This is a genomic window from Streptomyces africanus, assembly GCF_030816955.1.
Classification (GTDB): Bacteria; Actinomycetota; Actinomycetes; order Streptomycetales; family Streptomycetaceae; genus Streptomyces; species Streptomyces africanus.
On record NZ_JAUSYP010000001.1, the window covers coordinates 7,220,878 to 7,234,049 of the forward strand.

Here is a 13,172-nt window from a genome sequence, read left to right on the forward strand (position 1 = left end):
TGCTGGAAGGCTACGACCCGCCACTGACAATCGCGCCTACTGCCGGTACCCGCCGAGGAACCGCCCGATCCGCCCGATCGCCGCCTCCAGGTCGTCGGCGTACGGGAGCGTCAGGATGCGGAAGTGGTCGGGGGTGGGCCAGTTGAAACCGGTGCCCTGGACCACCTGGATCTTCTCCCGCAGCAGGAGGTCCAGGACGAACTTCTCGTCGTCGTGGATCTTGTGCACCTTGGGATCGAGGCGCGGGAACGCGTACAGCGCCCCCTTCGGCTTCACGCACGTCACGCCGGGGATCTCGTTCAGCTTCTCCCACGCCACGTCGCGCTGCTCGCGCAGCCGGCCGCCCGGCACGGTGAGGTCGCGGATGGACTGCCGGCCGCCGAGCGCGGCCTGGATGGCGTACTGGGCGGGCGCGTTGGCGCACAGCCGCATGGAGGCCAGCATGGTGAGGCCCTCCAGGTAGTCCTTCGCGTGCTGCCTCGGACCGGTCACCACCAGCCAGCCGGAGCGGAAGCCCGCCACGCGGTACGTCTTGGACAGGCCGCAGAAGGTGAGCACCACCAGGTCGGGGGCGAGCGCGGCGGCCGAGTGGTGCACGGCGTCGTCGTAGAGGATCTGGTCGTAGATCTCGTCGGCGAACACCATCAGGCCGTGCCGCCGGGCGAGGTCGAGGATGCCCTCGACGATCTCCTTCGGGTAGACGGCGCCGGTGGGGTTGTTGGGGTTGATGATGACCACGGCCTTCGTACGGTCCGTGATCTTCGACGCCATGTCGTCCAGGTCCGGGTACCAGTCGGCCTGCTCGTCGCAGAGGTAGTGGACCGCCTTGCCGCCCGCGAGGGTCGTCACCGCCGTCCAGAGGGGGAAGTCGGGGGCGGGGATGAGGATCTCGTCGCCGTCCTCCAGCAGCGCCTGCACGGCCATCGAGACCAGCTCGGACACGCCGTTGCCGAGGAAGACGTCGTCGACGCCGACCTCCAGGCCCAGCGTCTGGTAGCGCTGGGCGACCGCGCGGCGGGCGGAGAGGATGCCGCGCGAGTCGGTGTAGCCGTGCGCCTGCGGCAGCATCCGGATCATGTCCTGGAGGATCTCGTCCGGCGCCTCGAATCCGAAGAGGGCGGGGTTGCCGGTGTTCAGGCGCAGCACGCTGTGACCGGCCTCCTCCAGCGCGTCGGCGTGCTCTATCACCGGGCCGCGGATCTCGTAACAGACCTCGCTCAGCTTGCTCGACTGCCGGAACTCCATGCGCTGCTTCCCCTCGCCGACTGTGTTGCTTGGTTTTACCAAGTAGCCGCTTGGAAAGTCCAACAACTTGTCTAGACTGCGTCGCATGCCACCTCGCCGCAGCTACGACCAGTACTGTTCCGCCGCCCGCGCCCTCGACGTCGTCGGCGACCGCTGGACCCTCCTGATCGTCCGGGAGCTCCTCGCCGGTCCCCGCCGCTACACCGACCTGCACGCGGACCTGCCCGGCGTCAGCACGGACGTACTCGCCTCGCGGCTGAAGGACATGGAGCGCGACGGCCTCGCGACCCGTCGTCGGCTGCCCCCGCCCGGCGCGGCGTACGTCTACGAACTCACCTCCCGGGGACGGGAGTTGCTGCCCGTGCTCCAGGCGCTGGGGGAGTGGGGCCGGGCGGAGCTCGGGGAGCGGCGGCCGACGGACGCGGTGCGGGCGCACTGGTTCGCCCTGCCCCTGCTGCGCCTGCTGGACGGGGAGGGGCTCGTCGAAGTCCGCCTGGAGGAGGGGCAGTTCCACCTGCGCGCCGGCGCCGAGGAGGGGCCCGTGTACGGCGACGGGCCCGCCCCCGGCGAGCCGGACGCCCGCCTGGTCCTGGACACCGGCACGTGTACGGCGCTCAGCCGGGGGGAGCTGAGCCTGGCCCGGGCCGTGCGGGAGGGCCGGGTCGAGGTGAGCGGCGAGGGCACGCTCGCCAAGGCGCTCCGCGAGGCGTGACCTCGCCGAGGCCCTCCGGCAGGCATGAAGAAGGCCCGCGGGACGCGGGCCTTCTGGTGAGGTGTCAGGCGCTCGGTGGAGGCACCCGTGACGGCCGTCCCGGACCGCGCGTCAGCGCGTACCCGGCGACCCCCGCCAGCGCGGCCAGCACACCGCCCACCCCCGTCCACACCCACCGGTCCGACCACCAGCCGGACGCCCAGCCGTCCTCCGGTTCGAGGCCGGCCAGCACCGCCGCTTTCTCCTGCCGCTCCTCGGACGTCGTCGCGATGCCCGGCACCAGGGGCTCGGACAGCGAGCCGTCCACCGCCGCCGCGCCGCCGATGTCCCTGGACTCCACGCGGACCTCGGTGTCGACCGGGAGGCCCAGGTCGGAGGTGGGGACGCCGGTCGCCGTCAGCCGGATGTAATACGTGCCGGGCAACGGGTCGTTCGCCCACGGCTCCGACCAGGCGCGGACCGTGCGCAGCACACAGGCCAGCTCCACGGAGGGCGCGTCCGCCGCCGCGGTGCGGGTCTGGGCCCCGTACTGGCAGGCCTGGCGGCGCCGCAGGCCGTCGTAGACGTCGATCTGCCAGGTCTGCGCGGCGTGGCTGTCCGGCAGCTTCACCGTCGCCCTGACCGTGGGGCGCTGTCCGGTGTCGGCGGGGAACGACCAGTACAGGTAGTCACCGGTGGAGCCGTTCGCCGTGGCCTGCTGCCCCTGCTCGATCTCCGTCGCCGTACGGAACGAGGTGCCCGCGCGGGTGGGTGCCGCCGACGCGTCCTGCGACGGACTCGGCGAGGCATCGGCCGCGGCCGGCGCGGCCGCCAGTCCGAGGGTCAGCAGCGCGGCGCTCAACGCACGTACCGTTCGCATCAGTTGGTCCTCCAGACCGCGACCCGCCAGCGCGACAGCCAGCCCCAGACGAGACCGGCGAGGAAGCCGGTGAGAATCAGCGCGCCGAGCAGCCACCAGCCGCGGCCGAGGCCGAAGGAGGCCACGTCGCCCGCCTGGCTCGGGCCGTCCACGACGTCGACCGTCAGCTCCAGCGGCAGCCCGGGCGTGGTCTTCACGCCGGAGGCCGCCGAGAAGGAGTGGGTGACCGCCAGGCACACGGTTTCCGCGGCCGGCTTGTCACCGTCGGAGTCGTCACGCTCGGGCTCGGGGTATCTGAGCCCCGTCGAGATCACATCCGTACGGCCGTCGCCCGCCGCCTCGCCGCGCACGATCTCCCGGCCGTGCGTCGTGACCGCCCGCAGCAGCACCCCGTAGGCGGGGTTCACGGCCCGGTCGGCCGCCACGCTCACCGAGGCCCGCAGCTCCTGGCCCGGCAGCACGTCCACCCGGTACCAGCGCTGCTGCCCGAACTCCTCCCGGTCCGTGTACAGCCCGGACCTCAGCGCCGGTGCCTTCGCGCACTCGGCGGCGCCCTCCGCCGGCACCGGCGTCACCACCGGATCGGCAGCCCGGTCCACCAGCTGGTTGACCCGGTCGGTGAGTTCGTCCTGGTGCTCCACCGAGGTGTACGTGCCGCCGGTGGCCTCGGCGATGCAGCTCAGCTGCCTGCTCAGCTTGGCGGTCGGCACCAGGCCCAGCGTGTCGATGGTCAGGCCGATGCCCTTGGCGGCGATCTCGCGGGCCACCTCGCACGGGTCGAGCGGGGCGCAGGTGTCCTCACCGTCGCTGATCAGCACGATGCGCTTGGAGCCGTCGCCGCCGTCCAGGTCGCCGGCCGCCTTCAGCAGGGCCGGGCCGATCGGTGTCCAGCCGGTCGGGCTGAGCGTGGCGACGGCCGTCTTGGCCTCGGTGCGGTCCAGCGGGCCGACCGGGTAGAGCTGCGCGGTGTCCTTGCAGCCGGTCTTCCGGTCGTCGCCCGGGTAGTTCGCGCCGAGGGTGCGGATGCCGAGTTCGACCTCCTCGGGCGTCGCGTCGAGCACCTCGTTGAACGCCTGCTTGGCGGCGGCCATCCGCGACTGTCCGTCGATGTCGCGGGCCCGCATCGAGCCGCTGACGTCGAGGACGAGGTCGACCTGGGGGGCGTCCTGGCCGGTGGGTTCACCGGCGGCCGCTCCGGCCGGGAAGGCGAGCCCGGCCGTGAACGCGGCGAGCAGGGCACAGACGCCCGCCGCCAGCCGTTTTCTTGTGATCATCGGCGGATCTTATTGATCCGGGGTGCCGTGCTCCAAAACGAGGCTCAGGCAAGGGGATTGGGCAGGTCCGCCCATTGGTCGCCGGGCGTCTGCGGCGAGAGCCGCATCAGCGTCAGCGCCTTCGTGGGCAGGGGCTCCGCGCGCAGCGCCACGAGGTCCGGGGTGCGGGGCAGGTCCCGTACGGCCGTCTCCAGGGCCAGCGCGAGCGCCGCCCCGGACCCCGCCGTGCCGGCCAGGGCGCCCGCCACCAGCGAGCCGAACAGCTTGCGCCGCAGCGTGCGTTCGTCGTCCGTGACCATCCGGGCGGGCAGGTCGGGCACCGTGATGCCGTGCCGGGCGAGACGGACCGGGCTGACGCGGATGTCGGCCAGGTCGCGGTAGACCAGCCGCAGCGGATCGCCCGCCGGCGACAGGATCACCAGGAGGTTCTGGCCGTGCGCCTCCAGGGCCACGCCCAGCTCCAGCAGCCGCAGCCCGACGGTGAGGGCGAGGCGCGCGAAACCGGCCAGCCAGGCGGGGGAGCGGGGGAGCCCGGTGGTGGCGAGTGCCGCCACCGGCAGGGACCCGTTCGCCGGCCGTCGCGTAGGTCTCCGGCGGCTCTCGCAGGACGGCCGCGAGGTCGGGGGAGCCGGCCGCCGCCGCGCCCAGGGTGCGCGTCGTGTGCAGCAGGCCGTCGGTGTGCGCCGCCGGCGCCTCGGCGAAGTCCGACAGCACCACGGACGCGGCGACCGAGGGCAGCGAGATGTCCCGCACCGAGGACGTCAGCCGGGCACTGAGCGAGGTCTTGACGTGCGGCCCGCCGGGCAGCGCGAGCGTCCGCAGCGCCATCAGGGGATGCCCGGCCCGCCACTCCTCGCACGTCCGCTTCAGCACATGCGCCGCCTGCCACGGGTGCACCGGCAGCACCACCCGCTCCCCGTCCCGCAGCTCCCGCGGCCACGCCCCCGTCACCAGGCACTCCCGCGCCCGCACCGGCACCAGCCCCAGCTCCACCAGCGGCCGGTGCTCGGGCCCGTAGGAGAGCTGCTCCGCCACCGAGAAACCGGGCCGGGACCGGCAGGTGGGGTGGAACGGATGCCCGTCGACGATCCGCTGCTCCCACTCCCAGTCGCGCTCCGGCCACCCGTCCGTGTCGCACCCCTCCTGCCCCGCTCTCGACAGCGCCAAGGAGGCGACACTGTGCCCGAGTTCGGCGGCGAAGGACGCGGAGTGCGGTACGGCGAGGTCCGTCACCAGCCGGGCCGGATCGTCGTACTCCGCCTCGTCGAGCCGTACGACGGTGACGTACGCGCCGGTCGTGTACGGATCCGGCCGCGGGCCGTGCAGCCGGCGGCCGTCCGCCAGGTACAGGGTCAGCCCGTCCCGGCCCTGCTCACGGCGGGTGACCCAGGGCAGCGGGTCATGGGCGAGACCGCGCCACAGACGGGACAGCACGGCCGCCCGGGCACCGGGCAGCTCGGCCTCGTACCGCGGCAGGAGACCGGGCCGCACGACGGCCAGTTCCTCGGCGACCTCGGCCTCGGCGGTGGGGGAACGGTGCACGGGCGGGCTCCTCGGGTACGAATAGGGCGTCACGGCGGGATGACGACGGCACGCATACTGATCATCTCCGCCCGGACGTCCGGAAATCCTTCAAGGACCGCAGGGAACGAGTGGAACGCGTGGACCTCATGCCCCCGCCCGACGGCGACGACTCCGCCCACGGTGCCTGTGCCCAGGGTGACTCCGCACACGGTGTCTCCGCCCAGGACGACCCGGTCACCGGCGCCCTCGCCGAACGGGCCGACGCGTACGCCGCCGTGCCGCTGCTGAACTGCCTGCTGCGGGAGGTGGCGCGGCCGGTGAGCGAGACGGGCGAGCACCGGGTTTACCACCTGCCCGGCGGGGACCGCCTGCTGCGCGTGCGCGGCCCGCGGCGGCCCACCGAGCCCGAGGTCCGCACGGCCGGCCGCTGGCACCGTATCGGCCACACCGAACTGGTCAAACTCGTCGCCGAGGAACTGCGCCGGCACACCGGCCTGTCCAACCACGAACTGCCCGCCGAGATGATCGACAGCCGGGACGCCGTGGCCGCCCTGCTGGCCGCCCGCGCCCGGGTGTCCCCGCCCGACGACCCCTATCGGCGCTCCGAGCAGTGCCTCCTGACCGGCCACACCCACCACCCGGCCCCCAAGGCGCGCGGCGGCGGCCCCGCCGCCGGCTGGCTGCCCTACGCCCCCGAGGCGTACGCCCGCTTCCCGCTGACCCTGCTCGCGCTGCGCGAGGACACCGTCGCCGAGGAGGGCGACACCTCGGCCCTCGACGCCCTCGGCACCGCCCCGCCCGGCTACCGGCTGCTGCCCGCCCATCCCTGGCAGCTCGACCTGGCCGGCGCCGAGCTCGCCGACGCCTTCGCGGACGGCAGACTCCTCCGGCTCGGCACGACCACCTTCGACACCTGGCCGACCGCCGCGATCCGCACCCTCTACGCGCCCGGGCCCGACCTCTTCCTGAAGTTCAGCCTGGACGTGCGCATCACCAACGACATCCGCCGGCTGTGGCGTCACGACCTGCTCGCCCTGCGCCGCACCGACGCGGCCGTGCGCACCGCCCTCGACACGTGCGAAGGCCCCCCGGCCTGGCTCGGCGACCGCGGGTACCGCACCGCCGACTTCGCCTTCGAGGCCCTGGCCGTCCTCGTCCGGGACGGCTTCGGTGGCCGTCTCCTGCCCGGCGCGACCCCGCTGCTCGCCGCCGGTCTCGTCGAGGGCTTCGACGGCAGCCCGCTCGACGGGGCCGCCGACCCCGGGGCCTGGTGGGCGGCGTACCTGGCGCGGGTGGTGCCGCCGGCCCTGACGGCCTTCGCCCGGCACGGTGTCGTCATCGAGGCGCACCTGCAGAACACGCTGGTCGCCGTGGACGCCGGCGGCATGCCCGTGCAGGCGCTGTACCGGGACGCCGAGGGCGTGAAACTGCTGCCGGACGTCTCGCGCGAAGCCGGCTGGCAGCGGCTCGTGTACTGCCTGGTCGTCAACCACCTCAGCGAGATCGCCGGCGCTCTCGCTGAGCGCCACCCCGGCTTCGACCCCTGGCCGGCGGCCCGCCGCGAACTCGCCCGCCACGACGTCCCGGAGATCCCCGCCCTGCTCACCTCACCCACCCTCCCCGGCAAGACGAACCTGCTGCTCCGCTGGACCGGCGCCGACGGCGCGGACGCCCGCTACCTGCCGCTGCCCAACCCACTGCGCGGCGCCTGAGAGAGGCGTCACCCGTCCGGACCCTCCGGCAGGGCACCGGCGCGGGGCCGCAGTCAGGGTGAGGGTGGCTGTCCGTGCCGTGTCCCCCCCTGCGAGGAGAGGTATGACCGAGACCGACAGGGCCACCGCCCTCGCCGCCGAGCCCTCGGAGCACACCGGCCCGGACCCCGCCAAAGCCGATCTGCGGCGCGTGGGCGTGAACCCGGACCACTGGTATCCGGTCGCCCTGTCCCGGCGGGTGCGCGCCGAACAGGTGCTGGCGGTCACGTTCGCGGGGGAGCGCATCGCCCTGTTCCGGGGAAAGAGCGGCGAGGTGCACGCGCTGGAGGACCGATGCGCCCACCGGCAGGTGCCGCTGAGCATGGGCGTCGTGGAGGGCGAGACGCTCCGCTGCCGCTACCACGCCTGGGCCTATCGCGGCGACGGCCGCATCTCGCAGATCCCGTACCTGGCCAAGGGCGACCGCCGGCCGCCCCGCGGCGTGCGCGGCTACCCCGTGCGCGAGGCGTACGGCCTGGTCTTCGTCTTCCCGGGCGACCCGCGGCGAGCGGCGGCCACACCGCTGCCGCACCTGCCCGCCTTCGGCTCACCCCGGTACCGGACCATGACGTTCTCGCGGACCGTGCGCTGCCACTACTCGTTCATGCACGAGAACCTCCTCGACATGAACCACCAGTTCCTCCACCGGGGCGTGGTCGGCAGGCTCCACCCCGAACTGCTGGGATACGAGGCCGACGAGCGGTCCGTGGAGGCCCGGTACCTGTTCACCCACACCGGGGGAAAACGGAACCGCAGCGCCGGACTGCTGGCCGCCGAGGGCATCGGGGGCGGCACCGCCGACGTCATGACCATCCGCACCGAGTACCCGTACCAGACGCTCGACCTGGTCCCGGAGAACGCCGAACGCCCGGCCTTCCGCCTGTGGGCCGCCTACGTGCCCGAGGACGCCGAGCAGCGCACGTGCCACGCCTTCGGCCTGCTCATGATCGAGAAACCAGGCATCCCCGGCCTCCTCCAGGTCGCCTGGCCGTTCATCAGGCGCTTCACCGAGCGGGTGTTCGCCGAGGACCGCATGGCCGTGGAAGCCGAGCAGCGGGCCTGGGACGAACAGGGCGAGGACCGCAACCACGAGGTCTTCCCGCTGCTCCTCGACGTCCGCGAGGTGCTGCGCGCCAACGGCGTCCCCCTCCGGGCCCGGGCCGCCGCCTGCGGCAGCGCGTCACTGTGCGACGGTGCGCGGCTCCCCGACGGCGTCCGGGGTCAGGAGTGACCTGACGCCGGTGCCGCCGGATCCGCCTCCGGGACGGGCGGGGCCTCGTCGTCCATGTCGCCGCGCAGGGCGGCGATGACGAAGGCCGTCATGGAGGCCAGGCCGAGCAGCGCGAACGGCCCCCAGATCGCGGGAATCGCCCAGAGCGGCCAGTGGTTGGCGTCCTGCGCCCACAGGGTGAAGACGGCCACGGCGGCCAGACAGACGCCGTGCCACCGCACCACGACCGCCGCCTTCGCGTGCCGCCGGTCGCCCCGCGCGAACAGCGGCCACACCCCGCCGACGAGGGCGGGCAGGCCGAACGAGAAACAGATGAGCGCGCCGCCGAGCCGGTCCGCGGGCCAGCCCACGGGCCCGTCGGACGTCTGCTGCCGCCGCCCGTCGGCGTCCCGTACCTCGACGACCTGCCCGTGCCAGATCACGCCGACGACCTTCTCGCCCGGCTCCAGCTCCGACACGACCGGATCGGTCTGCCGAAACGTCACGTCCCAGGGCTTGCCGGAGGGCAGTAGCAGCTCCGCCTCCGGCGAGGCGTTGCGTTTCCCGCGGTTCGTGTCGGCCTGACGGACGGTGAACTCCTGCTCCCACCGGCACCCCGACGCCTTCACCGGGACGGAGGCGCAGGCCGGCGCGGCACGGAACTCCCGCTCCCGGTCCAGCGCCCCGCGGACCTCCAGAGCCATGGCCACTGCGACGACGAGCGTCACGACACCCATCAGCAGCCAGACCACGCTCCCCGGTGCCTGCCGTCTCCCCGACCCCATGCTGCCTCCCCACCCCTCGCAGGATCCCGCCCGCACGGTATCCGAACCCCACACCCGCGATCCGCTCCCACGGCCCCATGAAATGATGATCAGCGGCAAGGCAAGGGCGGAACGACGAGGAAGCCGGTGTGAGTGACGATCCCCTGGACGCGGCGGCGTCCGGTCCGGCACCCTGCCGCATCGTCGTGTGCCGGGACTGCTGTTGCGGCAGTGGCAAGGTGACCGGTGTCGATCACGCGGCCCAGACCGAGCGGCTGCGCGCGGCGGGGCCGGTGCGGATCTCCGCGTGTCTCGACGTCTGCGATCAGGCCAACGTCATCGTCGTCCAGCCGTCCGCCGAGGGCCGGGCCGCCGGGGCCCGCCCGGTGTGGCTCGGGCTGGTCAACGACCCGGCCGCGACCGAGGACGTCGTCTCCTGGGTCCGCGAGGGCGGCCCGGGCGTCGCCCCGCGGCCCGAGATCCTCGACCTGTACGTCTTCAGTCCCCTCGCGCGACGGCGCCCGGACCCCTCATGATTCCGGAGCCGGCCGGCGCGGGACGGGGCGAGGACGGTCACCGCACCCGGCGAGGGCAGGTGCCCCCGAGCACAGGCGCGCTGGTCAGCGCCCAGTAGAGTGCGCCTCTGTTGTCCCCGAGCACCGAGGTACCGCAGTGACCCCCGTACCCCCCGCACCGACCGCCGCCGTGACCGTCGTCGGGCTCGGGGCCGACGGCTGGGCGGGACTGCCCGACGCCTCCCGCACCGCACTGCGCGAGGCCGAGGTCCTCATCGGCGGACCCCGCCAGCTGGATCTGCTGCCCCCGGAGTGCGCCGGGCAGCGCGTCGCCTGGCCCTCGCCGCTGCGCCCCGCCGTTCCCGGGCTGCTCGCCGCGCACGCCGGCCGCCGGATCGCCGTACTGGCCAGCGGGGACCCCATGTTCTACGGCATCGGCCGCGCCCTCGCCGAGGAGACCGGCGCCCTGCGCGTCCTGCCGCACCCCTCCTCCGTCTCCTACGCCGCCGCCCGGCTCGGCTGGCCGCTGGAGGACGCGGAGGTCGTCACGCTCGTCGGCAGGCCCACCGCCCGCCTGGCCGCCGCCCTGCACGACGGCCGGCGGCTCCTCGTCCTCAGCGCGGACGCCACCACCCCCGGCGAGGTCGCAGCCCTGTTGCGCGACCGGGGCTTCGGGCCCAGCCGGATGCGCGTCCTCGAACAGCTCGGCGGCGACCGGGAACGCGTGACCGCCGAGTCCACCGCCGACGACTGGCCCGCGTCACAGCCGCCCGGCGATCCCCTCAACATCGTGGCCGTGGAGTGCCGCCGCGCCCCCGACGCCCTGCGGCTCGGCGCCGTGCCCGGGCTCCCGGACGAGGCGTACGAGCACGACGGGCAGCTCACCAAGCGGCACATCCGCGCCGCCACACTCGGCGTGCTCGCCCCCGCACCCGGCGAACTGCTGTGGGACATCGGCGGCGGCTCCGGCTCGATCGCCGTCGAGTGGATGCGCACCCACCCCTCGTGCCGCGCGGTCACCGTGGAGCGGGACCCGGCGCGCGCCGAACGGATCACCCGCAACGCCGACCGGCTCGGCGTGCCCGGACTGCGGGTCGTCACCGGCGCCGCACCCGCCGTCCTCGCCGAACTCCCGCCCCCCGACGCGGTGTTCGTCGGCGGCGGGCTCACCGCGCCCGGCCTCCTCGACGCCTGCTGGGAGGCGCTGCCCGACGGCGGGCGGCTGGTCGCCAACACCGTGACGCTGGAGTCCGAGGCGCTGCTCGCCGACGCCCACCGGCGCCGCGGCGGCGAACTGGTGCGGCTCGCGGTGGCGCACGCCGTGCCGGTGGGAGGCTTCACCGGGTGGCGGCAGGCGATGCCCGTGACCCAGTGGGCCGTACGGAAAACGCCCGACACCTCTTCAGGAGCAGACAGATGACCGTGTACTTCATCGGTGCCGGCCCCGGCGCCGCCGACCTGATCACGGTGCGCGGCGCCCGCACGCTCGCCGCCTGCCGGGTCTGTCTGTACGCGGGCAGCCTGGTCCCGCGCGAACTGCTCGACGCATGCCCGCCGGACGCCCGGCTGGTGGACACCGCGCAGCTCGACCTGGACCAGATCACCGCCGAGCTGCTGCGCGCCCACGAGGAGGGGCACGACGTGGCCCGGCTGCACTCCGGGGACCCCGCCGTGTTCAGCGCGGTCGCCGAGCAGATGCGGCGGCTGGACGCGGCCGGGGTGCCGTACGAGGTCGTCCCGGGCGTCCCCGCCTTCGCCGCCGCGGCCGCCTCCCTGAAGCGGGAGCTGACCGTGCCGACCGTCGGCCAGACCGTGATCCTCACCCGGGTCGCCAACCGGGCCACCGCCATGCCCGAGGGCGAGGACCTGGCCACCCTCGGCCGCAGCGGCGCGCTGATCGTGCTGCACCTGGCCGCCAAGTACGTGGACCGCGTGGTCGCCGAACTCCTCCCGCACTACGGCGCCGACTGCCCCGCCGCGGTCGTCGCCTACGCCTCCCGCCCGGACGAGCTGATCATCCGCGGCACCCTCGACGAGATCGCGGGAAAGACGAAGGAGGCCGGTGTGCTGCGCACGGCCGTGATCATGGTGGGGCGCACGCTCGGGGCGGAACAGTTCCGGGACAGCCACCTGTACTCGCCGGAACGGGAACGCCACGTGTGCTGACAGCGGTGAGCGGCCCCCGCCGTCAGGCCGGCGCGCTGCGCCCCACCACCGTCCCCGCCCGGTCGATGCAGATCACGTCGACCACGACCGGCGCCCCGCGCAGCACGGCGAGGGCCTCGTCGCGGGCGGTCGTGGCGACCAGGTCGCCGAGCGGCACCCCGGCGGCCAGGCACGACTGGAGCGCGGCGAGCCCGGTGTTGGCGTCCGCCACCTGTGCGGCCAGCGCCTCGTCCGCGCCGCCGCGCCGGGCCAGTTCGGCGAGGAAGCCCTTGTCGACCTGGGACCGGCCCGAGTGCAGGTCGAGATGCCCGGCGGCGAGCTTGGAGAGCTTGGCGAAGCCGCCGCAGATCGTCAGGCGGCCGACGGGGTGGCGGCGGATGTACTTCAGCACGGCGCCCGCGAAGTCGCCCATGTCGAGCAGGGCGTCCTCGGGCAGCCCGTACTCGGCCACGACCGTCTTCTCCGACGTCGACCCGGTGCAGCCGGCGACATGCGTACGCCCCGCCGCCCGCGCGACGTCCACGCCCCGCCGGATGGAGTCGATCCACGCCGAGCAGGAGTACGGGACGACGATGCCGGTCGTGCCGAGGATGGACAGGCCGCCCAGGATGCCGAGCCGGGGGTTCCAGGTCGAGCGGGCGATCTCCTCGCCGTGGTCGACGGAGACGGTGATCTCGACGTCGCCCGGGGCGCCGTGCCGGGCGGCGACCTCGGCGACGTGCTCGCGCATCAGTGTGCGCGGGACCGGGTTGACGGCCGGTTCGCCGACGGGCAGGGGCAGCCCGGGGCGGGTGACCGTGCCGACGCCCGGGCCCGCCCGGAACACCACCCCGGACCCGGCGGGCAGCCGCCGTACCGTGGCCCGGACCAGCGCGCCGTGCGTGACGTCCGGGTCGTCGCCGGCGTCCTTCACGACCCCCGCCGTCGCGTGCCCGTGGCCCAGTTCCTCGACGGCCAGCGCGAATGACGGTGTCTGCCCTTTCGGCAGGGTGATGGTCACGGGGTCGGGAAACTCGCCGGTCAGCAGGGCGGTGTACGCCGCCGTCGTGGCCGCCGTCGCACAGGCGCCGGTGGTCCAGCCGGGCCGCAGGCCGGTGTGCTCCAGCTGGGCCCTGCGGCCGCCCTTCACTTCACTGCTCATGAACGGACCTG

11 protein-coding genes and 1 pseudogene are annotated in these 13,172 nt (G+C 74.2%); 6 read left to right on the top strand and 6 right to left on the bottom strand.

Features of this window, described 5'->3' with window-relative positions:
- Positions 1–36: 36 nt before the first annotated feature.
- Complete coding sequence (locus tag QF034_RS33200; RefSeq protein ID WP_307178384.1) at positions 37–1,245, bottom strand: pyridoxal phosphate-dependent aminotransferase; 1,209 nt, start codon at positions 1,243–1,245, stop codon at positions 37–39.
- An 85-nt stretch (positions 1,246–1,330) separates the two neighbouring features.
- Between QF034_RS33200 and QF034_RS33205 the strand changes: the two genes are divergently transcribed.
- Positions 1,331–1,957: a winged helix-turn-helix transcriptional regulator gene (locus tag QF034_RS33205; protein ID WP_307178385.1), complete on the top strand. Its 627-nt coding sequence runs from the start codon at positions 1,331–1,333 to the stop codon at positions 1,955–1,957.
- Between the two features lie 64 nt (positions 1,958–2,021).
- On the opposite strand, the gene QF034_RS33210 is transcribed toward QF034_RS33205, so the two are convergent.
- The 3 genes and pseudogenes from QF034_RS33210 to QF034_RS33220 all read right to left on the bottom strand — a co-directional run bounded on the left by QF034_RS33210 (position 2,022) and on the right by QF034_RS33220 (position 5,632).
- Complete coding sequence (locus tag QF034_RS33210; protein ID WP_307178386.1) at positions 2,022–2,816, bottom strand: hypothetical protein; 795 nt, start codon at positions 2,814–2,816, stop codon at positions 2,022–2,024.
- Positions 2,816–4,090, bottom strand: a complete 1,275-nt coding sequence (locus tag QF034_RS33215) for a vWA domain-containing protein (protein WP_307178387.1) — start codon at positions 4,088–4,090, stop codon at positions 2,816–2,818. Before QF034_RS33215 ends, QF034_RS33210 begins: the two co-directional genes overlap by 1 nt.
- A 44-nt stretch (positions 4,091–4,134) precedes the next feature.
- A pseudogene (locus QF034_RS33220) lies at positions 4,135–5,632 on the bottom strand (IucA/IucC family protein).
- A 110-nt stretch (positions 5,633–5,742) separates the two neighbouring features.
- On the opposite strand from QF034_RS33220, the gene QF034_RS33225 reads away from it, so the two are divergent.
- Both QF034_RS33225 and QF034_RS33230 read left to right on the top strand, forming a co-directional pair.
- Complete coding sequence (locus QF034_RS33225) at positions 5,743–7,326, top strand: IucA/IucC family protein (RefSeq protein WP_307178388.1); 1,584 nt, start codon at positions 5,743–5,745, stop codon at positions 7,324–7,326.
- A 103-nt stretch (positions 7,327–7,429) separates the two neighbouring features.
- Positions 7,430–8,596 carry a Rieske 2Fe-2S domain-containing protein gene (locus QF034_RS33230; RefSeq protein ID WP_307178389.1) on the top strand — a complete coding sequence of 389 codons (1,167 nt, stop codon included), beginning with the start codon at positions 7,430–7,432 and terminating at the stop codon, positions 8,594–8,596.
- On the opposite strand, the gene QF034_RS33235 is transcribed toward QF034_RS33230, so the two are convergent.
- A complete protein-coding gene (locus QF034_RS33235; RefSeq protein ID WP_307178390.1) occupies positions 8,587–9,360 on the bottom strand; it encodes a hypothetical protein in 774 nt (257 codons plus the stop codon). The two genes, QF034_RS33230 and QF034_RS33235, sit on opposite strands and share 10 nt — an antisense overlap.
- Before the next feature lie 128 nt (positions 9,361–9,488).
- Here QF034_RS33235 and QF034_RS33240 point away from each other — a divergent pair, with 128 nt between their 5' ends.
- The 3 genes from QF034_RS33240 to cobM all read left to right on the top strand — a co-directional run bounded on the left by QF034_RS33240 (position 9,489) and on the right by cobM (position 12,020).
- Complete coding sequence (locus QF034_RS33240; RefSeq protein ID WP_307178391.1) at positions 9,489–9,875, top strand: (2Fe-2S) ferredoxin domain-containing protein; 387 nt, start codon at positions 9,489–9,491, stop codon at positions 9,873–9,875.
- A gap of 136 nt (positions 9,876–10,011) precedes the next feature.
- Positions 10,012–11,274 carry a precorrin-6y C5,15-methyltransferase (decarboxylating) subunit CbiE gene (gene cbiE, locus QF034_RS33245; protein ID WP_307178392.1) on the top strand — a complete coding sequence of 421 codons (1,263 nt, stop codon included), beginning with the start codon at positions 10,012–10,014 and terminating at the stop codon, positions 11,272–11,274.
- A complete protein-coding gene (cobM, locus tag QF034_RS33250; protein WP_307178393.1) occupies positions 11,271–12,020 on the top strand; it encodes a precorrin-4 C(11)-methyltransferase in 750 nt (249 codons plus the stop codon). The genes cbiE and cobM overlap by 4 nt, the downstream gene beginning before the upstream one ends.
- Positions 12,021–12,042: 22 nt before the next feature.
- On the opposite strand, the gene QF034_RS33255 is transcribed toward cobM, so the two are convergent.
- Entirely contained in the window at positions 12,043–13,161 is a 1,119-nt protein-coding gene (locus tag QF034_RS33255) for a cobalt-precorrin-5B (C(1))-methyltransferase (protein WP_307178394.1), read from the bottom strand.
- Positions 13,162–13,172: the final 11 nt, after the last annotated feature.

What these genes read in the sequence shown, in the direction of transcription:
- QF034_RS33200 (WP_307178384.1), bottom strand. Translation starts at nt 1,245, where the DNA reads ATGGAGTTCCGGCAGTCGAGCAAGCTGAGCGAGGTCTGTTACGAGATC.
- QF034_RS33205 (WP_307178385.1), top strand. Translation starts at nt 1,331, where the DNA reads ATGCCACCTCGCCGCAGCTACGACCAGTACTGTTCCGCCGCCCGCGCC.
- QF034_RS33210 (WP_307178386.1), bottom strand. Translation starts at nt 2,816, where the DNA reads ATGCGAACGGTACGTGCGTTGAGCGCCGCGCTGCTGACCCTCGGACTG.
- QF034_RS33215 (WP_307178387.1), bottom strand. Translation starts at nt 4,090, where the DNA reads ATGATCACAAGAAAACGGCTGGCGGCGGGCGTCTGTGCCCTGCTCGCC.
- QF034_RS33230 (WP_307178389.1), top strand. Translation starts at nt 7,430, where the DNA reads ATGACCGAGACCGACAGGGCCACCGCCCTCGCCGCCGAGCCCTCGGAG.
- QF034_RS33235 (WP_307178390.1), bottom strand. Translation starts at nt 9,360, where the DNA reads ATGGGGTCGGGGAGACGGCAGGCACCGGGGAGCGTGGTCTGGCTGCTG.
- cobM (WP_307178393.1), top strand. Translation starts at nt 11,271, where the DNA reads ATGACCGTGTACTTCATCGGTGCCGGCCCCGGCGCCGCCGACCTGATC.
- QF034_RS33255 (WP_307178394.1), bottom strand. Translation starts at nt 13,161, where the DNA reads ATGAGCAGTGAAGTGAAGGGCGGCCGCAGGGCCCAGCTGGAGCACACC.